The sequence below is a fragment of the Caballeronia arationis genome (assembly GCF_001544975.2).
In the GTDB taxonomy this organism is placed as follows: Bacteria; Pseudomonadota; Gammaproteobacteria; order Burkholderiales; family Burkholderiaceae; genus Caballeronia; species Caballeronia arationis.
Map to the genome: position 1 here is coordinate 25,547 of NZ_FCOG02000040.1, position 23,949 is coordinate 49,495.

Here is a 23,949-nt window from a genome sequence, read left to right on the forward strand (position 1 = left end):
ACGACCCAGCCTCGACCGCCCGCGTCAGCCTTCCGGCTGACGCGTCCCGCTCACTCCCCTCGATAAGCCTTTTCCAGCTCGGCGATATCGAGCTTGACCATGGTCCTCATCATCCGCATGGTCCTTGCCGCTTTCACTGGATCCTCGTCCTGCAGCATCCCCATGAGCTTGCCCGGCGCGATCTGCCAAGACACGCCGAACCGGTCGGTGAGCCAGCCGCACGCCACCGGCGTGCCGCCTTCCAGGAGCTTGTCCCAGTAGCGATCGATCTCTTCCTGCGTCTCGCACTTCACGAAGATCGATATGGCCGGTGTGAACGAGTACATCGGTCCCCCGTTCAGCGCGATGTATTCCGCGCCCAGCAAGTCGAACGTCACTGTCAGCACGCTACCCGCCGGCCCCGGCCCGGCTTCGCCATAGAGCATCACGTCGCGGATGCGCGAATCGGGAAAGATGCCGGTGTAGAAGTTCGCGGCCTCCTCGGCCTTTCCGTCGAACCAAAGGCACGTTGCAATTTTCTGCATGGGATCTCCTTTGTGATAGTCGCGGCTCACCAAGGCTCACTGACTGCCCATCTTCGCCATCGCTTCCTGCATCTGCTCGGGCGTGACGTCGCGCGTATGCGTCGCGACCGACCAGCGGTGTCCGAACGGATCCTCGATCTGGCCGTAGCGGTCGCCCCAGAACATGTCGGCGACGGGCATCGTCACCTTGGCGCCGGCCGCGACGGCCTGCGCGACGGCGGCATCGACGTCTTCGACGTAGAGATGAATCGTGACGGGCGATCCCTTGAGCGTCTTCGGCCCGATCGCGCCGCAATCGGTCATTTCGTCGACGAGCATGAGGGTCGAATTGCCGATTTTCAGCGACGCGTGCATCAGCTTGCCGCCCGGACCGGGCAGCCGCACCATTTCGACGGCATTGAACGCCTTCGCGTAGAAATCGATGGCCTCGGCGGCGCCCGCGCAGATGAGGTGCGGGGTCAGCGAGTGCATTCCTTCGGGAATCGGTTTGATGGCGGGTGTGGACATGACGGCGGCTCCTTGGCTTGGGGATCAGAGGTATACGTCAGATAAACCGGATCGCGCCTCGCGCGTTTGCCCGGCGCTCCATCCCTACGACGAGCGAACCGCCACGGAATCGACAAGAGCCGCACAAAAATTCGACGGCGCGCGAAATTTCACTCGCTGGCCGGTTTCTGCGCGAGCGAATGGATCAGCGCTTCGAGCCGGGCGAAATTCACGGGCTTGGTCAGATGATCGTCGAAGCCAGCCTCGCGGCAGCGCCGGATGTCCTCGTCCATGCCGTATCCGGTGATCGCAACCGACCGCTTGCCCGGCTGCAAGGTCTGCCACGCGCGCGCGACGTCGAGCCCGCTGCCGTCCGGCAAGCCGATATCGGAAACGAGCAGGTCGAACGGCTCGTTTTTCGCAAGCGCGAGCGCCTCCCCGACCGTCGACGCGACGGCTACCTGGTGGCCCAGCACTTCGAGCACCTCGGCCATCGCCGACGACGTGTACTCGTTGTCCTCGACGAGCAGCACCTTGAGCGAGCGTCCGGCGGCGTTCGGCTCCGCGGTGGCGTTCGGCGAACTCTCGCGCTCCGGCTCGGCTTTCACGAGCGGCAGCGTGAGCGTGAAGCGCGCGCCCTTGTCGCGGCCCTCGCTTTGCGCGGTCAGCGTGCCGCCGTGCTTCTGCGCGAGCGTGCTGGCGATCGCGAGGCCGAGGCCCAGGCCGCCGAACGCGCGCGTGATCGAATCGTCGGCCTGCTCGAACGCCGAAAAGATGCGCGGCAGCGCTTCGGAGCTGATGCCGATGCCGCTGTCCGTGACCGACACCGCGATCGTCGACGCATCCGGGTTCCACGTGCGCACCTCGATGCGTCCGTCGGACGGCGTGAACTTGACCGCATTCTTCATCAGGTTCCAGACGATCTGCTGCAGGCGCGCGCCGTCGCCGAGCACGAGCGATGCGCCCGCCTCGAAGCACGTTTCGAGCGAAAGCCCCTTCGCGCGCAGATCGGACACGGACATGTCGAGCGCGCTCGTCATCAGCGTATCGAGCGCGACGTTGGTGAAGTTGAGGCTCAGCTTGCCGCGCGCGATGCTCGTGAGATCGAGCAGATCGTCGATCAGCCGCGCTTCCAGTTCGACGTTGCGGCGAATCAGGTCGAGCGTCGGCATCGCATCGTCCGACAACTGGCGCTTCATTTCCAGCAGGCGGACGGCGGCGAGGATCGGCGTGAGCGGCGTGCGCAATTCGTGCGACAGCACCGCCAGAAAATGATCCTTGGCGCGGTTCGCCGTCTCGGCCTGCTCCTTCGCGAGCCGCAACGCGTCGGCGGCCATGTGGGCTTCGGTCGCGTCGCGGATGATCTTCGAGAAGCCGATCAGCTCGTGACTCTCGGCGCGGATCGCGGTCGTCACGCCCGAGGCGAAGAACGAATGGCCGTCCTTGCGCCAGAGCCAGCGGTCGTCGCTTGCGCTGCCCTCGCGCCCCGCTGTTTCCAGCTCGGTCTCGAAGACACCCGCCTCGCGGTCTTCCGGACTCAGGAACACGCTCGCCGAGCGGCCGACGACGTCCTGCGCCGGATACCCCAGAATGCGCTCCGAGGCGGCGTTCCAGGTGCGGATGCGGCCTTCCGGATCGAGCGTGATGACGGCGTAGTCCTTGAGCGCGTCGACGAGCAGGCGAAAGTGCGTCTCCGTTTCGCGCAGCACGCGCTCCACCGCGATGCGCTGCTGGCGCTCGGCGGCCTCGCGCATCGCGCGCCGCACGACGGCGGGCAGCCGTTGCAGGCGCTGCTTGAGGACATAGTCGGTTGCGCCGCGCTTGAGCATTTCCACCGCGTGCTCTTCGCCGAGCAATCCCGAAACGAAGATGAAAGGCGTGTCCGGCGCGCGCTCCGTCGCGAGCGTCAGCGCTTCGATGCCGGAGAACGTCGGCATCACGAAATCGGCGAGGATGACGTCGAACTGCGTCGATTCGAGCTGGGCGACAAAATTGGCTTCGTCGTAGACGATCTGCGCCTCGACGACGTAGTCGGCGCGTTCCAGCTGGGCGAGTGTCAGCTCCGCATCGAGCGCGTTGTCTTCGACGAGAAGCAGGTGCAGGGGCTGCATGTTCTAGGCGGCCTGACTGGACGGCGCGCAGCCGGCTGGCTGCATCAGCCGATGCAGGTGCTGCATTCGCGGAGGTATTCGCAAGGTCATACGCGGAGTCTTGGGCAACGTGATTCGCAACTTGGTCGTCGGGTCATTCGCCCGCGCCCGGACGCCGGAAGCGCGTCGAGCCCGGTGGCGGTTCGTTCAGCACGGCCCAGAATACGCCCAGATCGGCGATCGCTTCGACAAATTCGGAGAATTCCACCGGCTTCACGACATACGCATTCACGCCGAGTTCGTAGCTGCGCAGCAGGTCCTGCTCTTCGCGCGACGAAGTCAGCATCACGACCGGAATGCTCTTGAGCAACGCGTTCGCGCGGATCATCTCCAGTACTTCGAGGCCGTCGATCTTCGGCAGCTTCAGGTCGAGCAGGATCACGGCGGGGTTGCCCGGCACGCGGTCTTTCCACGAGCCTTCGCTCGTCAGGTAGTCGATGGCTTCCTGGCCGTCGCGCGCAATGATCACTTCGTTGGCGAGCTGGCTCTTGTCCAGCGCGACGAGCGTGAGCTCCAGGTCGTTCGGGTTGTCTTCGACGAGAAGAATGGGTTTGAGCATGGTCGGGTTTTACGATTATGCAGATGCCGCGGGTGCAGCGGGCGGCGTGCGCCACGCGCCCGGCTCCGTCCTGAATACCAGTGGCAACGAAAAAAAGAACGCCGCGCCGCCGCCGACGCTGCCGTCGGCCCAGGTGCGGCCGTCGTGACGCTCGATGATGCGCCGCACGTTCGCCAGGCCGATGCCGGTGCCGTCGAACTCTTCCGCGCGATGCAGGCGCTGGAACACGCCGAACAGCTTGCCGACGTATTTCATGTCGAAGCCGACGCCGTTGTCGCGCACGCAGACGATGTGTTCGGTCGCGGTGGTGTCCGCAAATATCTCGATTTTCGCCGATTCGCGCGTGCGCGTATATTTCACCGCGTTCGACACCAGGTTGCGCATCGCGAGTTGCAGGAAGGTCGCGTCGGCGGTGACGCTCGGCAGTTCGCCGATCACCCATTCGACGTTGCGCCCCGCCGTGTCCGGCGCGAACTCGCCGACCACCGAGCTCACCAGCTGGTTCAGGTCGACCGCGGCGGGCCTCAGCGCCGCGCGGCCCATCTGCGAGAACGTCAGCAGATCGTCGACGAGCGTGCCGGCAAAGCGCGCCGACTGCAGCATGTTGTTCAGGAAGCGCAGGCTGCGGTCCGACATCCGCTCGCCTTCCTGCTCGCGCAGCAGGTCGCCGTAGCCGGCAATGTGGCGCAGCGGCGCGCGCAGGTCGTGCGACACCGAATACGAGAACGCTTCGAGTTCCTTGTTTGCGCGCGTGAGTTCGGTTGCGAGCTGCGCCAGTTCCTCGGCGCGCCGCAGCACGATGTTGAGCATCGCCGCGCGAAACTCGCCCGCGATCTCGATCTCGACCGGACGCCATTTCATCGAGTGATTGCGGATGGTTTCCAGCCACGGGGTGAAGTCGGTGCGCGGCGCGTTGCTGCCGTCCGCGGCGCGCAGCTTGACGGGCTCGCCCGCCCACTCGATCGTGCGCATCACCTCAGGCCGGAACCACAGCACGTAGTTGCGGAAGATCTGCGAGACTGGCACGGCGAGCACGCCGCACGCCGTATCGGCATGCTGCGCGGCGCGCGGCCAGGCGAGCGGCAGCGCGTCGGTCGCGTAGACACCCGAGGTGCTCGCGGCAAGCCACTGCGTGAGCGCGAGCACGGTGTCCGCGTCGGGCGTCGCGCCGATCAGCGTCACCTCGTCGTCGACGACGATCGCCGCCCCGCCCGACGACGCGAAGCACATCATGTCCTCCGGCGCCGAGCGCAGGCCTTCGACGAAGCTGTCGTGCTCGCCCATCGTGCCGATCAGGTGCGCCATCGTGCGGCGCAGGCTCAACAGATAGCTGCTCTCCGCGCGCTCTTCCTTCGCCTCGATCTGCAGCGAAAGGATGTGCCCGAGATGCTCGACCGCCATGCGCACTTCGAACGGCACGAGGCGTGGATCGTGGTCGTGACACGAGATGAGACCCCACAACTGCCCCCGCACGACGATCGACACCGACATCGACGCATGCGTACCCATGTTGCGCATGTACTCCAGATGCACGGGCGAAAAACTGCGCAGCGTCGCGTAGGTGAGATCGGTCGGGCGTCCGGTGACCGGGTTGACCGGCGGGACGAGGCGCGCGGGCGCGTAGTCGACGTTCGCGACGAGGCGGATGCGGTTGCGCAGATAGAGCGCGCGCGCCTGACGCGGAATGTCGGAGGCCGGAAAGAACTGGTTAAGAAATGAGGCGTAGCTTTTGTCGCGGTCTTCGGCGAGCACGTGGCTTCTGCCTTCCTCGTCGAAGCGATACAGCATCACGCGTCCGAAGCCCGTGATCGCGCGCACTTCATGCACCGCAAGACGCGCGAGTTCGTTGACCGTCGCGACGTCCTGCAGGCTGCGCGTAAAGGTGCGCACGAGCGGATACATCGACGCGAACACGTCGTCGTGCGGATGGCGCGCCACTTCCAGTTCGACGATCAGGTTGCCGTCGTGACGGTGCATCGTCACGTCGAACTCGGCGCCTTCGCTGTCACGTCGCGTTGCTGGCCGCGAGTGCGGCGCATGCGCGTTCATGTCATGGAGCATATTCTCGACGATGCCGAGATAAAGCGGCGCTTCGTCGAGTTGTGCCGTCGCCGCGGCGTGCGCGAGCCGGTCGGCCGTCGCGCGTCCGAGCAAGGCTTCGACCGGCTGGCCGAGCAAGGTTTCAACCGGCTGCGCCGTGAGCGTCGCGAGGTTGTCGCTTGCCTGCAGGATGCGCAGGTCGTCGGAGACCGCGAGCAGGTAACCGTGCGGCTGGATGCCGCCCGGAATGTGGATCGGCTCGGCATCGCAATCGCCATTCGCGACACCCGATTCGAGCGTGCGGCGCCGTGCATCCGCGTCGGGCGACGTCGGGAAGCGCCGGGCGTCCGCGTTCGGCTTGTTCGATGGCGCACCCGGGTCCGCGCTCATGCACTGGCTCCCGATTCGACACGCGTTCCCGCGAGCCACGCGTGCAGCCCTTCGAACGTCGCGATGGCGGCCTCGATGGCGTGGTCGTGCTGGTCGGGCAGAACGGTCGCGGCGGCCGTCTCGCGAAACGCATTCCACATGCTGCCCGTGCGCAAGCCATAGCCGTCGAAGTACGCGTTGCCCTCGCCGTTCGCGAGACCGAAGAGGCGCGCAACATGCGGCGCGATGAAGCGGCCGCCGAGCGTCGAGCCTTCCATCACGTACATCGAGCCGAATACGCGGCCGAGGCCGTCGAGTGCGGGAAGGTCGGCATCGGGATCGGCGAGCGGCACGGTGTCGGCACGGCGTTCGTCGCCCGTCAGCACGTGCAGGTCTGCGGCAAGCAACGCGGCCTTGCGGCGCGCGTCGAAGAATTCGCGCAGATGCGCGGGCATCCGTCGCCCTGCCGCGTTCTCCCACACGGCGACATAGCCGAAGAACCGTTCGAGCAGCGCGACATATTCATCGCGCGACCAGTCGTGACGCATGAGGTCGGGTGCGTTCTCCAGCCGCGTATGCCACGCGGCGGTTTCATGCTTGAGACGGGCCAGGAGATCGTATTGCATGTTCCATTCGGTTTCGGCGTCCTTCGCGCGAAGAGGGACACCGGGTTGTCGCGCCGGGCGTGGGCGGGGTCTTGCGATACGTCGATGCAGTCACAAAGCAATGCGACCGCATCGCAATAAAGAGATTCCCCGTCGGTATCGCTTACCGGGCCAGCGCGATTCGAACGCGATTTAGCCGGTATAAATTTCAGCTTCTGCTGCGCCATGTGGGTAAATCGCGCGAGGCCGCTTATTGCGAATCATTCTACGCAACGAAGCAAGGCTTTGCCACGCGCTCAGGACCCCTCCGTGTCCTATCCGAACTGTTCACGTTCGCGTGCTCGTCGCGCTGGGTCTGCTTCTGGTACTCGTCGCCGCCGCGCCGGTCCGTGTCGACGAGCCCTCGTTCGACATCGCGATGCGCCTGCTCGCCTACTTCGCGCGTGCCCTCTTCGTGCTGCGATTCCGGGCTCTGATCGGCTTCGTGCGGCAGCGGTGTGTCCGCGGCATCGTCGCCCTTCTGCTGACCGGCATTGCGGCTTTCCAGTTCGCGGCCTTGGTCGGTCACGCCTTCGGGTGCAATTGTCGATTGCTTCATTCGAGCCTCCTGTCCTTTCAAGTTACCGTCTCATTCGCTTTCAATGCCGAGACGCTTTTTCATCGCGACGGTCGGGCGCTGGCGCTTCTTGCCATAGCCGGCCCACGGATCCGCGCGAAGCGAGTCGAGTCGCTCGCGCACGTTGCCGATGTTCCACTGGTCGCCGCTTTTCACATCGTCGAGTTCGTTCCAGTCGATCGTCACCGATGCGCCCATGCCCGGCCGCGCACGCAGCGAAAACGCGGCCACCGTGCTGGAGCCGCGGTTGTTGCGCAGATAGTCGATGAAGATCTTGCCCTTCCTGTTCTGCATGCCCATCTTCGCGGAGAAGAGCTTCGGCAGCGTGTTCGCCATGTGCTGTGCGACCGCCTGCGAGAAGCCCTTCACCTCGTCCCAGCCCGCCTGCTTCGCAATCGGCACGACCACATGCAGGCCTTTCCCGCCGCTCGTCTTGCAGAACGCCTCGAGCCCGAGTTCCTCGAGCAGTTCCCTCGTCAGCCGCGCAGCCTCGGTCATGCGCTCCCAGCCGACGCCCTCGCCCGGGTCGAGATCGAACACCATGCGGTCGGGCTTCTCGATCGACGATGCGAGCGCGTTCCACGTGTGCAATTCCACCGTGCCCATCTGCGCGGTACCGACGAGCGCGCCGGCCGATTCGATCGTGAGGAGCGGCGGGTGTCCCGGATCGATGCCCTCATGCTGCGTGATATGCGGGATCGCAAGCCGGGCGCTGTGCTTCTGGAAAAACAGTTCGCCGCCGATATCCTCGGGCGCGCGCACGAGCGACACCGGGCGATCGCGCAGATGCGGCAGCATCCAGTCGGCGACCGACTCGTAGTAATTCACTACATCGATCTTGCGGATGCCCGCCGACTTGTCGATCACGCGTTCGGGATGGCTGATCTTCACGCCGGCGACGAGGCTCGCGTCCTTCGACGACGATGCTTTCTTCGCGGCGGCTTTCTTAACGGCGGTTTTCTTGACTGCGGCCTTTCTCGCCGGCTTCGCCGTCTCTTCTGCAGCCTGCGCTTCGACCTGCCCGGCCGGTTTCGGCTCTTCCCTGACGATCTGCCGCGCCGGCTTGTCGTTGCGCAGGCTCACGAACGATGCTTGCCTCACGATGCGCTCCTTGGTCCATTCAGCGAAATTGCACTCCGCGACGAGCTCGGGCTTCACCCAATGCACGCGCGTGCGGCTCCTTTCCACGGGCTCGCGCGCGAAAGGCATCTTGCCGGTCTCGCGCTTGTCGAGTTCCTTCTTGATGTCGCGCAGCATCGACTGGTCGAAGCCGCTGCCGACGCGCCCCGCGTACTGCAGCTTGCCTTGCGAATCATGGACGCCGAGCAGGAGCGCCCCGAAGTGGCCGCGGCTGCCCGACGGCTCCGAGTACCCGCCGATCACAAACTCCTGGCGGCGCCGGCACTTGAGCTTGATCCACGCGCTGCTGCGGCCCGACACATACGTGCTGTCGATGCGCTTGCCGATGATGCCTTCGAGCGCCATGTCGCACGCGCTCTTCAGCAGGTCGTCGGGCTTGAACGCGAAGTCGTCCGAGAAGCGCAACGCGGGATCGTCGACGGGTTCGATGAGCGCCTTCAGGATCGCGCGCCGCTGCACCAGCGGCACCTGACGCAGGTCATAGCCGTTCAGGAACGGGACGTCGAACCAATACACGACGATATCCTGCGGACGCCCCGCATCGAATGCGTTCTGCAGCGCCTGGAAGTCCGGCAGGCCGCGATCGTCAAGCACGACGGCTTCTCCGTCGAGCCAGCCGCTGTCGATTTCCAGTTGTTCGAGCGCCGTCACCTGCCGGCTGAATTTCGCGGTCCAGTCGTTGCCGTTGCGTGTCCAGACCTGCACGCCGCCCGACGACGCCGACCGGTCGATGCGCGCAAGCACGCGATAGCCGTCGAACTTGATCTCGTAGGACCAGTTGCCGCCGGGCGGCGCGGCATCGACGAGCGTCGCGAGCTGCGGCTTGAGGGTCGCGGGCAACTTCGTCTTGACCGCACCCTCGACCGACGGCTCGTGTGCGAGCGTGCGGAGCGACTCGGCATTGCGATTCGCGACGATGTCGGGACGGTCTTCCTTCGTCGGTTTCTTCGACGCTTTCGATGCGCTCTTCCTGGCTGGCGCCTTGCGTTCAGTACGCCCGATGATTTCGCCTTTCCTGTTGCGCGCGCCGAGCGAGTCGGTCAGCACGCTGCCGGGCTTCTTCAAGAGGATGTCGTAGTCGGCTTCGGCGCGCGCATCTTCGTCGCGTTCCTTGATGAGAAGCCACTGCTCCTTGTCGCCGTTGCCGCGCATGTGGCTGCGCACGAGCGTCCATCCGCCATGCAGCTTTTCGCCGTCGAGCCTGAACTTGAGTTTGCCCTTCTCGTAGGATTCGATCGCTTCGCGGATGGTGCCCGATTGCGGTTCCCACGTTCCGCGATCCCATACGATCACGCTGCCCGCGCCGTAGTTGCCCTCGGGAATCTCGCCTTCGAAGGAGCCGTAGTCGAGCGGATGATCCTCGACATGCACCGCAAGCCGCTTCACCGACGGATCGAGGCTCGGTCCCTTCGGCACGGCCCACGATCTGAGCGTGCCGTCGAGTTCGAGGCGAAAGTCGTAATGCAGCCGCCGCGCGTCGTGCTCCTGGATCACGAACGACAGCGCTTTCGACCGTGCGGGCGCCTTCTTCGCGGCGGCCTTCCTTGCGGCGGCCTTTTTCGTCGCCGGCTTGCCCGTGCTGCCCGACGGCTCGGGCGTTGCGTCGAAGCGGCGCTTGCGCTGGTAAGTGTCGAGTTTTCCGGGCATCGCAGTCGTGTGCTTTCGTTCTTCCGGGATAGTGAGCGCGCGGCGTTCAGGCGCGCTTGCGGCGCGTCGTCTTGCGGGCGGGACGCGCGGGCGCTTCCTCGCCGCTTTCGTCGTTGCCCTCGCCTTCGCCTTCATCGGCCGCGGCGCCGCGCTTTGCGGGCTTGCCCTTCTTCAGGCTGCGCTTGAGCAGTTCCGACAGGTCGAGAATATCGGCCGACGATTTACGCTCGCCCGATTCCTCGACTTCCGCGACTTCGGTCGTCTTGCCCTCGCTTACCTTCTTGTCGACGAGCGCCATGATGTCGTCGCGGAACGTGTCGTGATACTTCGCGGGATCCCACGTATCGCTCATGTCCTCGATGAGGCGCTTCGCCATCTCCAGTTCCTTCGGCGTAACACCGGCCTTCTTGGTGTCCTCGTCGGGAAACTTGAACTGGCTGAAGTCACGCACTTCGTCGGCCCAGCGCAGCGTCTCGAGCGCGAGCGCGGGACCGACCGGAATCAGCGCTGCCAGATGCTGCTTGTTGTGCAGCACGACGCTCGCGATGCCGATCTTGCCGCTGTCCTTGAGCGCATCGCGCAAGAGCGCGTAGACCTTTTCGCCCTTGCGGTCGGGCGCGAGGTAATACGGCGTGTCGAGCGAGAGGAACGAGATGTCGGGGGCATCGATGAAGGCGAGGATATCGACCGTCTGCGTCGACTCGGGATTCGCCGAGCGGATCTCGGCGTCGCTCATCACGACGTACTTGCCCTTTTCATACTCGAAGCCGCGCACGATGTTGTCGCGTGTGACTTCCTTGCCGGTGTTCTTGTTGATCTGCTTGTAGCCGATGGGGTCCATCGAACGCTTGTCGAGCAGATTGAAGCCAACCTTCTCCGACTGCGTCGCCGGATAGAGTTGCACGGGCACGTGGACCAGCCCGAAGCTGATCGCGCCTTTCCAGATCATGTGCGGCATCGCGATTCCTCGCTCGAACCTGAGTCGGTGCGCGTTGTGGTTGAGAAGCTTGCGGTCTCGCGTCGTCTCGAAGGCGGCGCTCACCGACGGCCCGCAGGAAACATGCCAGACGCCGGTCTGCGTGGGCTTTGCGGCAGGCGCGGCGCCCGCAACGCGGATATGGCGGGCTGCGGTCGCGATCGCGCAGCGGCGAGCGGAGCCGGGCTGTAAGGATTGCCGTGGAGAGGCATTTTTCACCGGATCGGAAATCGGCGATGACGGTAGGCCTGGGCCCTGAAGGCGGCTTTAAAAAGATAGTTGAGGCACACGCGTGCCGAGGCGCGGCGGGCCAGCGACTTGACCGTTAGTTGCGAAATAAGATCGGAGCGATACTCGCGCATCGCCCATCGAACCGCTATTTCCGCGTAGCACTCACCGTGAGTTGAGTGCCATCGCTCAGCGTGACAGTCTTCGACCCACCCGTTGTCGGCATCGTAAAGCGCACGATCTGGCTCAGGCGCTGCTCGACGGGGCATTGCAGCGCCTTCCCGTTCACCATCACCTTGCTCGTGCCGCTTGGCGCGCGCGCCTGGAAACTGAGCTGGACGTTGGCCGAGCCGTTTTCCGCGACCACCGATGCAAACCGGATCTGCACCTGCTTGACCGCCGCGCCTTCCGCATTGCGCGCAAGGCTCGAAGCGCCGGGACAGTCGTCGGGAACCGCCTGCGCCCCGCCGGGCGCGGCGCTTTGCCAGGTGAAGTCGTCGGTCTGGCCCGAGCGGATGGTGCGCGTCTCCTGCTGGTTGCCGTAGGTCTTCGACGTCATCTTGACCGTGTACTTGATCGGTCCGTCATTGGCCGCGCCCTCCTGGACCTTGATGCCGGGCGTCGCGTGGGCCGCCGGCGCGATGGAAACGATGAGCGCCGCGCCGAGCGCGAGCGCCGAGATACCGGCTCGAAAGCGACAGACGTTCAGACGACGGTTCATGCCGGCACCTCCGATGTGCTCGTCACGCGAGACGAGGCAGACGCGGTGCGCGCTTGCCGGGGTTTCGCGTGAGCCGATCCAGTCTAGCGCGGCGCACGTCCGGCGGGCTTAGGGAAAACCCGCGCGCGCGCCGGCCTCGTCCCGTCGATCGACCTCGTTCAGAAGCCCGTCAAAACCAGCTTGCCGATCGCGCGGCCTTCCTCCAGCAGCCGGTGCGCCTCGCGCAGGTTCGCCGCGTCGATCCGGCCGAGGTCGCGGCCGAGCGTCGTCGTGAGCGTGCCTGCGTCGATCAGTCGCGCCACTTCGGAGAGCAGCTTGTGCTGCTCGATCATGTCCGGCGTGCCGAACATCGAGCGCGTAAACATGAACTCCCAATGAAAAGCGGCGCTCTTCGCCTTCAGAAGGCCGATGTCGAGCGGCCCGCTGTTCTCGACGATCGAGCAGATTCCGCCCTGCGGCTTGATGACTTCCGCCGCGGCAGGGAAATGCTTGTCGGTGTCGTTGAAGATCAGCACATAGTCGACCTGGGCGAAGCCGGCCGCCTTGAGCTGCTTCGGGAGGTCGTCGAAATGGTTGACGATGTGGTCTGCGCCGAGCTCCGTCGCCCATTTCGCCGACTCGGGCCGCGATGCAGTCGCGATCACGTTCAGCTTCGCGACCTTCTTCGCGAGCTGGATGCCGATCGATCCGACGCCGCCCGCGCCGCCGATGATCAGCACCGACTTGCCCTCGTCCGCGCCTGCGGGCGACACGCCGAGCCGCTCGAAAAGCGCTTCCCACGCGGTGATGGTCGTGAGCGGGAGAGCCGCCGCGTGCGTGAAGTCGAGCGATTTCGGCTTCGCGCCGACGATCCGCTCGTCGACCAGATGAAACTCGCTGTTCGCGCCCTGCCGCGTGATGCTGCCGGCGTAGTAGACAGCGTCGCCGGGCCTGAAGAGCGTTGCGTCGGGACCGACCGCTTCAACGATGCCCGCCGCGTCCCAGCCGAGCACGCGCGGCGTTTCCTCGACCTTGTCCTTCGGCGCGCGGACCTTGGTATCGACCGGGTTGACCGCGATCGCCTCGATCTTCACGAGCAGGTCGCGGCCGGTGGGCACGGGTTTGTCGAGTTCGATGTCGATCAGGGCTTGCGGATCGGAGATCGGAAGGTAACGGGTCAGGCCGATGGCTTTCATGGTGGCTCCTTCAATGAACGTGCGATGGTTTGCAATGCGTGGACCCGATGCTAGGCCGATCTGTCTTCGCTGAAAACGGTCATAATCGCTGAAACATTATTCGGCAAAACAAGAGAATGGCTTCCGACATTTCATTCGACGACTCGGCGCGCGGCCGCCTCGATCTGCTCGACGTCGCCTTGTTCGTGCGCGCGGCGGCGCTTTCGAACGTGTCGTCGGCGGGACGCGAATTCGGTCTGTCCGCGGCGGCGGCGAGCGCGCGCCTCGCCGCGCTCGAACGCACGCTGGGCGCGCGGCTCCTGCATCGCACGACGCGCCGCGTCAGTGTCACGCAGGAAGGAGAGGTGTTCGCCGAACATGCCCGGCATCTGCTCGATGCCGCCGACGCCGCACGCGCCTCGGTTGGTCGGGCGCTCGCCGAGCCTCACGGGCGGCTGCGCGTGACGATGCCGTCCTCGCTCGGACGTCAGCACGTTTCGCCGCTGATTCCCGCGTTTCTGAAGCAGTACCCGGGCGTTTCCGTCGATTTGCGCCTGACCGACCAGCTCGTCGATCTGGTGGACGAGGGCATCGATCTCGCGATCCGCATCGGCGCGCTGAAGGATTCGACGCTCGTCGCGAGAAAGCTCGCGAGCAACCGGCGCGTGCTGTGCGCGTCGCCGGCTTATCTCGCGGCGCACGGCACGCCGCGCCATCCCGCCGACCTCGCGCAGCACGAATGCGTGATTCTCGCGGACCAGCGCGACTGGGGATTCGTCACGCCAGCGGGCGTGATCGACGTGCGCGTGTCGGGGCGGCTCGTGACGGACAACGGCGAGGTAATTCGCGATGCGCTCGCGGCGGGTTTCGGCATCGGACTCAAGTCGACGTGGAGCGTCGCGCCGCTCATCGCGAGCGGCGAACTCGTGACCGTCCTGGACGACTACCCGCTCGCCGAGACGGTCGCGATCTGGGCGGTGTATCCGAGCCGCGCCTTCGTGCCGCCGAAGACGAACGCGTTCATCGAGTTCCTCGCCGCGCGCTTCGGCGAACCGCCGTACTGGGACGTAGATCCGTCACGCGTGATGCGCTGAAGTCGTGCGCCGAGTCGCTACGTTCTATTCGATCGCGACCGGCGCGCTGACGAAGCCGCGAAAGCGAGCCCGAGGCGCGCGCTCGGGCTCGCCGTTCATGCGATAGCGCGGAAACCTCGCGACGAACCGGCCGATCGCGATGCGCGCCTCCAGCCGCGCGAGCGACAAGCCGGCGCACTGGTGAATGCCGAAGCCGAACGCGAGATGCCGGTTGGGTTCGCGGGCGATATCGAAGCGCTCGGGCGAAGGAAACTGCTCCGGGTCGCGATTGGCCGCGCCGATGCACAGCGTCACAGGCGTGCCACGCGGCACCGGGATATCGCCTATGGCGGCATCCGCGACGGCGATCCGGTTGCCCAGCTGGTTCGAACTCTCGAAACGCAGGCACTCCTCGATTGCGCTTTCGATCAGCGCGGGTTCCCGTTGAAGCCGCTCGCGCTCGCCCGGCCACGCGGCGAAGAGCACGAGGCCGTTGCCGATCAGGTTCGTCGTCGTCTCGTGGCCCGCGTTCAGAATGAAGATGCAGTTGTGCAGCAGCTCCGCTTCGTCGAGCCGCTCGCCGTCTGCTTCGCCCAGGATCAGGCGCGTCAGCACGTCGTGCTGCGGATCGCCGGGAAGCGCGCGCCGGCGCGCCACCAGCACCCGCAGGTAATCGATGAACTCGCTCACCGCGCGATTTCCCCGCGCTTCCTGCTCCGCCGTGAGCGCGGGCTCAAGCGCCCCGAGAATCGCGAGCGACCATTCGCGCAGCGGACCGCGCTCGTCGTGCGGCACGTCGAGCAGATTGCCGATCACCTCGACCGGGATCGCCGAAGCGAAATCGTCGATCAGATCGAATCGCCCGCGCGCCTCGCCGCGATCGAGCAGGCCGCCGACGAGCCGGATCAGCCCCGGCTCCATCGCGGCGATCGCGCGCGCCGTGAGCGCGCCCGCGATCAGCCGGCGCACGCGCGTGTGGCGCGGCGCGTCGTTGAAGACGAGGCTCGTCGTGTGATGCGCGTAGAGCGGCGTCGAGACGCCGTATTTCGGGCCGAACTCGACGGTCTTGTCGGAGCTGAACGACTTCGCATCGCGATACACGGCCTGAACGTCGCGATAGCGCGTGAGGAACAGCGACCCGTCGGGCATGCGCCGCACGGGCTCGTGCGTGCGCAGCGCGTCGTACACGGGATAAGGGTTCGCATAGAATGATGCGTCGAGACGGCGCAGGTCGAAATCGCGTGCGAGGTCCGCTGGGTTCATCTCATCTCCTTTGTCGACCAGAGTCAGCGCTTCAGCGCTTACGCTGGTCCCATGCCACATGGTTGCGTTTATGTCTTTGGCGCATCATAGCGGCGCCCCGCGCGGGTGCGCCATCGGTCGGCACCATTACAATGGAGGCTTTCGCCCTTGCCCTTCTGTGCCGCGCCTATGAACCTCGTCGTCCAAAGCCCTTCCCCGATAGCCGATTCGCATCTCCGGCCGCTCGCCGCCCTCGCCCGCTCGTCGGAGACCAGGCGCGCCGACGACACGCTCGTGCGCTTCATCGGCGCCGATCCGCTGCAGCGTCCCGACATCGATGCCTATTGCGGCACGCACCGCCTCGACTACGCGTTCGTCGCGCCAGACGCGCGCCTCGCGGACTTCGGCCTCGTCGCGATGGACATGGATTCGACGCTGATCACGATCGAATGCATCGACGAAATCGCCGACTTCTGCGGACTGAAGGCGGAAGTCGCGGCGATCACGGAAGCATCGATGCGCGGCGAGATCAAGGATTTCAACGAGAGCCTCACGCGCCGCGTCGCGCTGTTGAAGGGACTCGACGCGAGTGCGCTGGAACGGGTCTACGAAGAGCGGCTGCAACTGTCGCCGGGCGCGGAACGGATGCTCGCGAACGCGCGCGCCGCGGGACTGAAGACGCTGCTGGTCTCGGGCGGCTTCACGTTTTTCACCGAGAAGCTGAAGGCGCGGCTCGGCCTCGATTTCACGCGCGCGAACACGCTCGAAATCGTCGACGGGAAGCTGACGGGAAAAGTGACCGGCGAAATCGTCAACGCGGAGGTGAAGGCGCGCACGCTGCGCGAGACCTGCGCGCAGATCGGCATCGACCCGGCGCGCGCCATCGCGATGGGCGACGGCTCCAACGATCTCAAGATGATGGCGGAAGCGGGGCTGTCGGTGGCGTTTCGCGCGAAGCCGGTGGTGCGGGAAGCGGCGAGCGTCGCGTTCAACTTCGTGGGGCTGGACGGCCTGCTGCGTCTGTTCTGAGCGAATCTCGGCGATCAAAAAAGCGAGAGGCCGCTTTGCGTGACGCAAAGCGGCCTCTTGTTCGTGGTGCGGCTTGAAAAGCGTTATGCAAACGCCTTCGTCAACGCCTGTTCGATGTCGCGGCGCAAATCCGCCTCGTCCTCCAGCCCGACGAAGAAGCGCACGAGCACGCCCTCGTGCGGCCATTTCGCGGCGGTACGCATCGTGCTCACGTTGTACGGCATCGCCAGGCTGTGCGACCCACCCCAGCTCCAGCCGATATCGAACAATTCAAGGGCCTCGACGAACGCATCGACCTGCGCCGCGCTATAACGCTTGTCGAACACGAACGAGAACAGGCCGCCCGCGCCGCCCTTGAAATCGCGCCTGAAAATCTCGTGGCCCGGACAATCTTCGATGGCCGGATGCAGCACCGCCGCCACTTCCGGACGCGTCTTCAACCAGGTGGCGAGCGCAAACGCGGTGCGGTCGTGGGCCGCGTAGCGCAGCGTCATCGAAGGGAGGCTCCTCAGCACGAGCGAGCAGTCGTCCGCCGACACGCCGATCCCGAGCCGCATCCGCGCGCGCTTCAGCTTCATGTGATGTTCGCGGTCGACGGCGATCGTCGCGCCCATCAGGATGTCGCTGCCGCCCGACTGGTACTTCGAAAGCGCCTGCACCGAAATATCGACGCCGTGTTCGAACGGCTTGAATGCGAGTCCCGCCGAATACGTGTTGTCCAGCGCCGTGACGACGCCGCGCGCGCGCGCGACCGCTGCAATGGCCGGCACGTCCTGCACTTCCATCGTCACGGAACCCGGCGCCTCGACCCAGACCAGCTTCGTGTTCGGCCGGATGAGATCCGCGATGCCCGCGCCGATCATCGGGTCGTAGTACGTCACTTCGACGCCGTAGTCAGCCGCGAGCCAGTCGGCGTGCTCGCGGTTCGGCGAATAGGCGTTGTCGGGAACGAGCACGTGATCGCCCGACTTCACGAAGCCGAAATACACATTCGATATCGCCGACAGCCCCGACGGATGCAGGAGCGCATGTTCGCCGCCTTCGATCGCCGCGAGCCGCTGCGCGAGCGTGATCGACGTGGGCGTGCCGTGCAGGCCGTAGCGCCATTGCGAATCGTCGCTCCAGACGAGCTTGCGCATCGCGGCGAGATTCGGGAACACGATCGTCGACGCGCGCGTGACGGGCACGGGGAACGCTTCGAAGCCGGGCGTCAGGCGGTCTTCCGGATGGACGATGCGGGTCTGCTCCGAGCGTCCTTCGTCCTTCGGGCTGGAATCGGTCATGGCGTGCTTGCTTGAGGTGATGTTCGGAAAAGCAACGCCATCGAACGATGGTTCGATGGCGTGCGGGTTTCGGTCGGCGCGACGCAAACGCGCGCTACTCGCCGATGATCACGTTGCTCGTCCCGCCGACGGCATTGCGCGGCGGAGTCGGCGCAGCGGGCGGCGCCGGTTCCAGGGAAGGCGCGGCGGGTTTTGCTCCGCGATTCGCAGGAACCGTTACGCCCGCGACCGCGGGACGCAGTTCGAAGGGCTGCGGGTTGGAATCGTCGGCGTTCATGCGCTCGCCGGACACGCTGCCGTCCGCCGCAAACTTGCCGACCCAGTTGCCGGTGATGTGCGTGCCGTCGTTCGACTCCTCGATTTCGAGCGTATCGCCATCGCGATCGCCCGCCACCAGGATCACCGACGAACTGCCCGCGAAGCGGTACTCGCCGTGGATGCCCGACGCCTCGTCGGTCTTCGCGCCGAGCCGCATCTCGATCTGCTTGCCGCCGACCGTGCCCACATAGCGCGGGAAACGCGCGTATTCCGGGTTCGGCGCAAGCGGCTTCGCGGGCGGCAGCGCGAGCGTCGCGATGGCGTTGTTGGCGCCGATCACGTCGTCGCTTTTCGCGGCGGGCGCGGCCGTGGCCGGCCGATCCGGCGGCATCGGCGAATTGCACGCGGCGAGCAGCACCGTCATTGCCAGCGAGCCGATTACCGCCGTCTTCCTATGCATCATCCTCTGTTTCCTTCGAATTTCGATCGCGGCGCGGCCCGGATCAGACGCGCTCGAAAATCGCCGCGATGCCCTGCCCGCCGCCGATGCACATCGTCACGAGCGCATAGCGGCCGCCGATGCGCTGCAGTTCGTACAGCGCCTTCACCGTGATGAGCGCACCCGTCGCGCCGATCGGATGGCCGAGCGAGATGCCCGAACCGTTCGGGTTGACCTTCGACGGATCGAGCTTCAGTTCGTTCGTGACGGCGCACGCCTGCGCGGCGAAGGCCTCGTTCGCTTCGATCACGTCGAGGTCGGCGACCGTGAGGCCCGCGCGTTCGAGCGCCTTCTGCGAAGCGGGCACCGGACCGATACCCATGAACTTCGGATCGACGCCCGCGTGCGCGTACGCGACGAGGCGCGCGAGCGGCGCGAGGCCCCGCTTCTCCGCGACGCTGCGTTCCATCAGCACGACGGCCGCCGCCGCATCGTTGATGCCGGACGCGTTGCCCGCCGTCACCGTGCCGTTTTCCTTCGCAAAGACAGGCTTGAGCTTCGAGAAGTCGTCGCTGCTCGCGTTCATGCGCACATGCTCATCCTGATCGAAGACGGTATCGCCCTTCTTCGATGCCAGCGTGATCGGCAGGATCTGATCCTTGAAGTAGCCGGCTTCGATTGCCTTCGCCGCGCGCCGGTGCGATTCGAGCGCGAGCGCGTCCTGTGCTTCGCGCGTGATGCCGTACTTGCCCGCCACGTTCTCAGCCGTCACGCCCATGTGGATCTTGTCGAACGGATCGTTCAGCGCGCCGAGCATCATGTCGATCACGCGCGCGTCGCCCATGCGCTGGCCGAAACGCGCCGCCGGCATGATGTAGGGCGCACGGCTCATGCTTTCGGCACCGCCGCCGATCGCAACGTCGGCGTCACCGAGGAGGATCGACTGGGACGCGGAGATGATCGCCTGCAGGCCCGAGCCGCACAGGCGGTTCACCGTCAGCGCGGGCGCGTGCTGCGCGACGCCGCCGTTCAACGCCGCGACGCGCGCGAGGTACATGTCCTTCGGCTCGGTATGCACGACGTTGCCGAACACCACGTGACCGACGTCCTCGCCCGACACGTTTGCGCGCGACAGCACCTCGCGCACGACGCGTGCGCCGAGATCGGTCGGGCTGAAGTCCTTCAGCGCGCCGCCGAAATCGCCGATTGCCGTGCGTACCCCGCTCACCACTACGACTTCACGTTGCATTTCTAGTCTCCACTTTGGATAGTTAAGCTTGCTAACGATCTTAGCATTGCGCGAGCGCTTGCTCGACCGTCGCCTGAAGGGGAATGGGCGCGACCGCGCCGAAGCCTTGCGTCGACAGCCCTGCCGCGACGTTCGCGTAGCGCGCGGCCGCGAACGCATCGTCGCCCGCGACGATGCGCGCGATGAACGCGCCGCCGAAGCAGTCGCCCGCGCCGGTTGCATCGACGGCCTGCACGACGCGGCCAGGCACCACGCGCCGCTCGCCGGGCGTGGCGATGTACGAGCCTTCCTTGCCGAGCTTCAGCGCGACCACCTTCGGCCCTAGCGCGAGCAGGAAGTCGACGATGGCGTCCTTGTCCGTGAGGCCGGTGAGGTCAGTCACGTCGTCCCAGCTCGGCAGGCAGATGTCGGTTGCGCGGATCGCCTCGAGCATCACCGCGCGCGCCCGTGCAAGCGGCCAGAGCTTGAGGCGCAAGTTGGTATCGAAACTCACCTTCACACCATGACTGCGCGCATGATCGATGGCGGCAAACGCGGCGTCACACGCAGAGACGCCGATCGCGAGACTGATGCCCGACAGATGCACGACCTTCGCGGCCGCGATCGTGTCGAGCGGCAGATCGGACGGCGCATAGCGGCTCGCGGCCGAACCCGCGCGCAGGTAATCGAAGCGATGCCCGGTCGCGCCGTGCGACACGAAGTAGACGCCGGTGGGCGCGTTGGCGTCGACGCGCACCGTCGAGGTGTCGACGCCTTCCGTACGCCACAGTTCGAGCAGCAATTGCCCGAACTGGTCATTGCCGACCGCGGACACGAAGCCCGTCGATGCGCCCTGCCGCGACGCCGCGATCAGGAAGTTCGACACGTCGCCCCCGAAGCCTTGCAGGTAAGTCGGCTCGCCGGCCTTCGACTGGTTGAATTCGATCATCGCCTCGCCAAGCGCGAGGACTTGCGGCGTCTCGGTCATGATTACACCTCGCCCCAGAGGTCGTGGCCGTCGGCGCCGGTGATTTTCACCGAAACGAAGTCGCCGGCCTTGTAGCGCTTCGATGCCTTCGTCGCCGGCGCGATGTAGACGACGCCGTCGATTTCGGGCGCGTCCGCCGCCGTGCGGCCGACACCGCCGTCGGAATTCACTTCGTCGACGAGTACCTTGAGCGTCTTGCCTACCTTGCGCTTCATGCGCGCCGCCGACAGTTCCTCGGCCAGTTCCATGAAGCGCGCGCGGCGTTCCTCGCGGACTTCGTCGGGCAACGCGCCGTCGAGTTCGTTCGCGCTCGCGCCTTCGACCGGCGAATACGCGAAGCAGCCCACGCGGTCCAGGTCGGCGACGCGGATGAAATCGAGCAGCGTCTGGAACTGCTCTTCGGTTTCGCCGGGGAAGCCCGCGATGAAAGTGCTGCGAATCGTCAGGTCCGGGCAGATCGCACGCCACGCCTGCACGCGCTCGAGCACCTTCTCGGCGTTCGCCGGGCGCTTCATGCGCTTGAGCACTTCGGGATGCGCGTGCTGGAACGGCACGTCGAGATACGGCAGCACGTGACCCTTCAGCGGACCCTCGGCCATCATCGGGATGACTTCGTCGACGCTCGGGTACGGGTACACGTAGTGCAGGCGCACCCACGCGCCATATTGCGAGGCGAGTTCGCCCAAAGCGCCGACGAGATCCGTCATGCGCGTCTTGATCGGCTTGCCGGCCCAGAAGCCTGTGCGGTACTTGACGTCGACGCCGTACGCGCTCGTGTCCTGCGAAATCACGAGCAGTTCCTTCACACCCGACTTGAAAAGGTTTTCCGCTTCGAGCATCACATCGGCGACCGGGCGCGAGACGAGGTCACCGCGCATCGACGGGATGATGCAGAACGTGCAACGATGGTTGCACCCTTCCGAAATCTTGAGGTACGCGTAGTGGCGCGGCGTGAGCTTGATGCCGGCGGCGGGGACGAGATCGGTGAACGGATCGTGCGGCTTCGGCAGGTGCGCGTGCACCGCGTTCATCACTTCGTTGGTCGCGTGCGGGCCGGTGACGGCCAGCACCTTCGGATGCACTTCCTCAATGAGACCCGTGCCGCTCGCGCTCTTCTTCGCGCCGAGGCAGCCCGTCACGATCACCTTGCCGTTTTCGCTGAGCGCCTCGCCGATGGCGTCGAGGCTTTCCTGCACGGCTTCGTCGATGAAACCGCAGGTGTTGACGACGACGAGGTCGGCGCCGTCATAGGTACCCGAGATCTCGTAGCCCTCGGCACGCAACTGCGTGATGATCTGCTCGGAATCGACCAGGGCCTTCGGGCAGCCGAGGGAGACGAAGCCGACTTTAGGGGCGGTCGGGGAGGAAATGTGCGACATAGATGGTCCGGCGGTGTGGGTACCTGGTTCGGGCGTGGAACCGGCGGGCGCGAGGCCGATCGAGGTACGTAGCTAACGAGCGCGGTGGCGCGCGGTGCCGGAAAAAGCCTGCCATGACGAGCATTCGGGCACTGCCGCAGGTTGCGCCGCCGGACGATCATCCGCCCCGGCGCGCCGCGCTGCAAAGCCGATATTGTACCGTGCCGGGCCAAACCGGCTGCGGCCCGGGAAGCCGGGCGCGACAGGCCGTCGGCGCCGGGCGCATCGCACCGCCGCGCGCGCACGGATAGCGGCGCCCGCAAAATTCGCTTACTTCTTCTCCGTCGACGGCGGCGTCGGCGTGGGGAACGGGAACGTGTTGAACATCGACTTCGCCTGCGACTGCATCTGCTCCTGCATCTGCACGAACATGTTCTTCGACTGCTCGATGTAGCTCGTCATCATGCCCTGCATCATCGGCGCCTGCATGTTCATGAACTGCGACCAGACTTCCGGATTGAGCGCGTTGCCGTCGTAGAGGCCCTTGCTCTGATCGGTGAGCTTCTGCTGGATGTCGATGAACGCCTGGATGTTCTTTTCCAGGTACGTGCCCATCATGCCTTGCATCGCGTGGCCATAGAAGCGAATGATCTGCGACAGCATCACCGACGAGAACATCGGCAGCCCGCCGCTCTCCTCCTCCAGAATGATCTGCAGCAGGATGCTTCGGGTCAGGTCATCGTTGGACTTGGCGTCCATGACCTTGAAGTCTTCCTGATCCAGCACGAGCTGCTTCACGTCGGAAAGCGTGATGTAGGTGCTCGTTTCCGTATCGTACAGCCGACGGTTCGGATACTTTTTGATGAGTCGTTCGGCGGGTTTCTTTGTAGTAGTAGTGGTCATTTAACGCCTTTAAACGCAAAACCTTACTGCGATGGCAGCAAACGTGTCTTGCGTATGCAAAGTGCGTTGCCGCCGTTCGTTTTCCGGCAAGTAGCGGCAGCGCACGGTTCCAGGCCGCGCGCCGCCGCTGCCCGTCAGCCCATGTGCAGACCGCCGTTCAGCGAGAAGTCCGCGCCAGTCGAGAAGCCCGACTCTTCCGATGCCAGCCACGAAACGATCGAGCCGATTTCATCCGGCCGGCCAAGACGTCGCACAGGAATCGTCGCGACAATCTTCTCCAGCACTTCCGGACGGATAGCCTTCACCATGTCCGTGCCGATGTAGCCCGGCGACACCGTGTTGACCGTCACGCCCTTGGTTGCCACTTCCTGCGCAAGCGCCATCGTGAAGCCGTGGATGCCGGCCTTCGCCGTCGAGTAGTTCGTTTGACCGAACTGGCCCTTCTGGCCGTTCACCGACGAGATGTTGATGATCCGCCCGAAGCCGCGCTCGACCATCCCGTCGACCACCTGCTTCGTCACGTTGAAGAGGCTCGTCAGGTTGGTATCGATGACGGCCGTCCAGTCCTCGTGCGTCATCTTGCGGAACACGACGTCGCGCGTGATGCCGGCGTTGTTCACCAGGATGTCGACCTCGCCGACTTCGGCTTTCACCTTGTCGAACGCGTTCTTGGTCGATTCCCAGTCGCCGACGTTGCCTTCCGACGCGATGAAGTCGTAGCCGTTCGCCTTCTGCTCCTCGATCCATTTCACCCGGCGCGGCGAGTTCGGGCCGCAGCCCACGACGACCGTATAGCCGTCCTTATGCAGACGCTGGCTGATGCTCGTGCCAATGCCGCCCATGCCGCCCGTCACATACGCTATGCGCTTCGTCATTCCTCACTCCATTTTGTTATGCGCGAAGCGGCCGTTGTCTTTCGGCCGCTTCCCGCTT

General features: G+C 65.3%; 21 protein-coding genes. 2 read left to right on the forward strand and 19 right to left on the reverse strand.

Translation table 11 applies throughout. The annotated features are described in order from the left end of the window. Positions 1–50 precede the first annotated feature (50 nt). The 11 genes from AWB81_RS22670 to AWB81_RS22720 form a co-directional block, all read right to left on the reverse strand. Positions 51–524 carry a VOC family protein gene (locus tag AWB81_RS22670; RefSeq protein WP_062638789.1) on the reverse strand — a complete coding sequence of 158 codons (474 nt, stop codon included), beginning with the start codon at positions 522–524 and terminating at the stop codon, positions 51–53. A 36-nt stretch (positions 525–560) separates the two neighbouring features. Next, positions 561–1,031 (reverse strand): VOC family protein, encoded by a 471-nt coding sequence (locus AWB81_RS22675; RefSeq protein ID WP_062638790.1) that lies wholly within the window; start codon positions 1,029–1,031, stop codon positions 561–563. A gap of 149 nt (positions 1,032–1,180) precedes the next feature. Next, positions 1,181–3,121 (reverse strand): hybrid sensor histidine kinase/response regulator, encoded by a 1,941-nt coding sequence (locus AWB81_RS22680; RefSeq protein ID WP_062638791.1) that lies wholly within the window; start codon positions 3,119–3,121, stop codon positions 1,181–1,183. Positions 3,122–3,254: 133 nt separating this feature from the next. Continuing rightward, complete coding sequence (locus tag AWB81_RS22685) at positions 3,255–3,719, reverse strand: response regulator (protein ID WP_062638792.1); 465 nt, start codon at positions 3,717–3,719, stop codon at positions 3,255–3,257. 15 nt (positions 3,720–3,734) lie between these two features. Beyond that, a complete protein-coding gene (locus AWB81_RS22690; RefSeq protein ID WP_062638793.1) occupies positions 3,735–6,149 on the reverse strand; it encodes an ATP-binding protein in 2,415 nt (804 codons plus the stop codon). Further along, on the reverse strand, positions 6,146–6,754 hold the full coding sequence (locus tag AWB81_RS22695; RefSeq protein WP_062638794.1) for a biliverdin-producing heme oxygenase: 609 nt from the start codon (positions 6,752–6,754) through the stop codon (positions 6,146–6,148). The genes AWB81_RS22690 and AWB81_RS22695 overlap by 4 nt, the downstream gene beginning before the upstream one ends. 244 nt (positions 6,755–6,998) lie before the next feature. Then, the gene (locus AWB81_RS22700; RefSeq protein ID WP_062638795.1) at positions 6,999–7,331 is read right to left on the reverse strand and encodes a hypothetical protein; all 333 of its coding nucleotides are present in this window, start codon (positions 7,329–7,331) and stop codon (positions 6,999–7,001) included. 30 nt (positions 7,332–7,361) lie between these two features. Then, positions 7,362–10,136, reverse strand: a complete 2,775-nt coding sequence (gene ligD / locus AWB81_RS22705) for a DNA ligase D (RefSeq protein WP_062638796.1) — start codon at positions 10,134–10,136, stop codon at positions 7,362–7,364. Between the two features lie 46 nt (positions 10,137–10,182). Beyond that, complete coding sequence (ku, locus tag AWB81_RS22710) at positions 10,183–11,094, reverse strand: non-homologous end joining protein Ku (protein ID WP_062638816.1); 912 nt, start codon at positions 11,092–11,094, stop codon at positions 10,183–10,185. Positions 11,095–11,488: 394 nt separating this feature from the next. Continuing rightward, the gene (locus tag AWB81_RS22715) at positions 11,489–12,061 is read right to left on the reverse strand and encodes a DUF6013 family protein (protein WP_062638797.1); all 573 of its coding nucleotides are present in this window, start codon (positions 12,059–12,061) and stop codon (positions 11,489–11,491) included. A 158-nt stretch (positions 12,062–12,219) separates the two neighbouring features. Further along, positions 12,220–13,236, reverse strand: coding sequence for a zinc-binding alcohol dehydrogenase family protein (locus AWB81_RS22720; protein WP_062638798.1), 1,017 nt, complete (start codon positions 13,234–13,236; stop codon positions 12,220–12,222). A 116-nt stretch (positions 13,237–13,352) separates the two neighbouring features. On the opposite strand from AWB81_RS22720, the gene AWB81_RS22725 reads away from it, so the two are divergent. After that, complete coding sequence (locus tag AWB81_RS22725; protein WP_062638799.1) at positions 13,353–14,309, forward strand: LysR family transcriptional regulator; 957 nt, start codon at positions 13,353–13,355, stop codon at positions 14,307–14,309. Positions 14,310–14,333: 24 nt separating this feature from the next. Here the strand turns inward: AWB81_RS22725 and AWB81_RS22730 are convergent, their stop codons facing one another. After that, positions 14,334–15,551 (reverse strand): cytochrome P450, encoded by a 1,218-nt coding sequence (locus AWB81_RS22730; RefSeq protein WP_062638800.1) that lies wholly within the window; start codon positions 15,549–15,551, stop codon positions 14,334–14,336. A 168-nt stretch (positions 15,552–15,719) separates the two neighbouring features. Here AWB81_RS22730 and serB point away from each other — a divergent pair, with 168 nt between their 5' ends. Further along, complete coding sequence (serB, locus tag AWB81_RS22735) at positions 15,720–16,559, forward strand: phosphoserine phosphatase SerB (RefSeq protein ID WP_062638801.1); 840 nt, start codon at positions 15,720–15,722, stop codon at positions 16,557–16,559. 83 nt (positions 16,560–16,642) lie between these two features. On the opposite strand, the gene AWB81_RS22740 is transcribed toward serB, so the two are convergent. From AWB81_RS22740 to AWB81_RS22770, 7 genes are all read right to left on the reverse strand, one after another. Beyond that, positions 16,643–17,842: a cystathionine beta-lyase gene (locus tag AWB81_RS22740; protein ID WP_062638817.1), complete on the reverse strand. Its 1,200-nt coding sequence runs from the start codon at positions 17,840–17,842 to the stop codon at positions 16,643–16,645. A 94-nt stretch (positions 17,843–17,936) separates the two neighbouring features. Then, complete coding sequence (locus tag AWB81_RS22745; protein WP_062638802.1) at positions 17,937–18,563, reverse strand: hypothetical protein; 627 nt, start codon at positions 18,561–18,563, stop codon at positions 17,937–17,939. Between the two features lie 40 nt (positions 18,564–18,603). Next, on the reverse strand, positions 18,604–19,788 hold the full coding sequence (gene bktB / locus AWB81_RS22750) for a beta-ketothiolase BktB (RefSeq protein ID WP_062638803.1): 1,185 nt from the start codon (positions 19,786–19,788) through the stop codon (positions 18,604–18,606). Between the two features lie 40 nt (positions 19,789–19,828). Next, positions 19,829–20,755, reverse strand: a complete 927-nt coding sequence (locus AWB81_RS22755; protein WP_062638804.1) for a sugar kinase — start codon at positions 20,753–20,755, stop codon at positions 19,829–19,831. Positions 20,756–20,757: 2 nt separating this feature from the next. Beyond that, positions 20,758–22,134, reverse strand: coding sequence for a 30S ribosomal protein S12 methylthiotransferase RimO (gene rimO, locus AWB81_RS22760; RefSeq protein ID WP_062638805.1), 1,377 nt, complete (start codon positions 22,132–22,134; stop codon positions 20,758–20,760). Between the two features lie 309 nt (positions 22,135–22,443). Continuing rightward, positions 22,444–23,016 (reverse strand): polyhydroxyalkanoate synthesis repressor PhaR, encoded by a 573-nt coding sequence (phaR, locus tag AWB81_RS22765; protein WP_062638806.1) that lies wholly within the window; start codon positions 23,014–23,016, stop codon positions 22,444–22,446. A 134-nt stretch (positions 23,017–23,150) separates the two neighbouring features. After that, positions 23,151–23,891: a 3-ketoacyl-ACP reductase gene (locus AWB81_RS22770; protein WP_062638807.1), complete on the reverse strand. Its 741-nt coding sequence runs from the start codon at positions 23,889–23,891 to the stop codon at positions 23,151–23,153. Positions 23,892–23,949: the final 58 nt, after the last annotated feature.

Coding starts and splice junctions, on each gene's coding strand:
- AWB81_RS22730 (WP_062638800.1), bottom strand. CDS start 15,551: ATGAACCCAGCGGACCTCGCACGCGATTTCGACCTGCGCCGTCTCGAC.
- rimO (WP_062638805.1), bottom strand. CDS start 22,134: ATGTCGCACATTTCCTCCCCGACCGCCCCTAAAGTCGGCTTCGTCTCC.
- AWB81_RS22700 (WP_062638795.1), bottom strand. CDS start 7,331: ATGAAGCAATCGACAATTGCACCCGAAGGCGTGACCGACCAAGGCCGC.
- AWB81_RS22755 (WP_062638804.1), bottom strand. CDS start 20,755: ATGACCGAGACGCCGCAAGTCCTCGCGCTTGGCGAGGCGATGATCGAA.
- AWB81_RS22715 (WP_062638797.1), bottom strand. CDS start 12,061: ATGAACCGTCGTCTGAACGTCTGTCGCTTTCGAGCCGGTATCTCGGCG.
- AWB81_RS22740 (WP_062638817.1), bottom strand. CDS start 17,842: ATGACCGATTCCAGCCCGAAGGACGAAGGACGCTCGGAGCAGACCCGC.
- bktB (WP_062638803.1), bottom strand. CDS start 19,788: ATGCAACGTGAAGTCGTAGTGGTGAGCGGGGTACGCACGGCAATCGGC.
- AWB81_RS22770 (WP_062638807.1), bottom strand. CDS start 23,891: ATGACGAAGCGCATAGCGTATGTGACGGGCGGCATGGGCGGCATTGGC.
- AWB81_RS22690 (WP_062638793.1), bottom strand. CDS start 6,149: ATGAGCGCGGACCCGGGTGCGCCATCGAACAAGCCGAACGCGGACGCC.
- AWB81_RS22675 (WP_062638790.1), bottom strand. CDS start 1,031: ATGTCCACACCCGCCATCAAACCGATTCCCGAAGGAATGCACTCGCTG.
- ku (WP_062638816.1), bottom strand. CDS start 11,094: ATGCCGCACATGATCTGGAAAGGCGCGATCAGCTTCGGGCTGGTCCAC.
- serB (WP_062638801.1), top strand. CDS start 15,720: ATGAACCTCGTCGTCCAAAGCCCTTCCCCGATAGCCGATTCGCATCTC.
- AWB81_RS22720 (WP_062638798.1), bottom strand. CDS start 13,236: ATGAAAGCCATCGGCCTGACCCGTTACCTTCCGATCTCCGATCCGCAA.
- AWB81_RS22725 (WP_062638799.1), top strand. CDS start 13,353: ATGGCTTCCGACATTTCATTCGACGACTCGGCGCGCGGCCGCCTCGAT.
- AWB81_RS22745 (WP_062638802.1), bottom strand. CDS start 18,563: ATGATGCATAGGAAGACGGCGGTAATCGGCTCGCTGGCAATGACGGTG.
- AWB81_RS22680 (WP_062638791.1), bottom strand. CDS start 3,121: ATGCAGCCCCTGCACCTGCTTCTCGTCGAAGACAACGCGCTCGATGCG.
- ligD (WP_062638796.1), bottom strand. CDS start 10,136: ATGCCCGGAAAACTCGACACTTACCAGCGCAAGCGCCGCTTCGACGCA.
- AWB81_RS22670 (WP_062638789.1), bottom strand. CDS start 524: ATGCAGAAAATTGCAACGTGCCTTTGGTTCGACGGAAAGGCCGAGGAG.
- AWB81_RS22685 (WP_062638792.1), bottom strand. CDS start 3,719: ATGCTCAAACCCATTCTTCTCGTCGAAGACAACCCGAACGACCTGGAG.
- AWB81_RS22695 (WP_062638794.1), bottom strand. CDS start 6,754: ATGCAATACGATCTCCTGGCCCGTCTCAAGCATGAAACCGCCGCGTGG.
- phaR (WP_062638806.1), bottom strand. CDS start 23,016: ATGACCACTACTACTACAAAGAAACCCGCCGAACGACTCATCAAAAAG.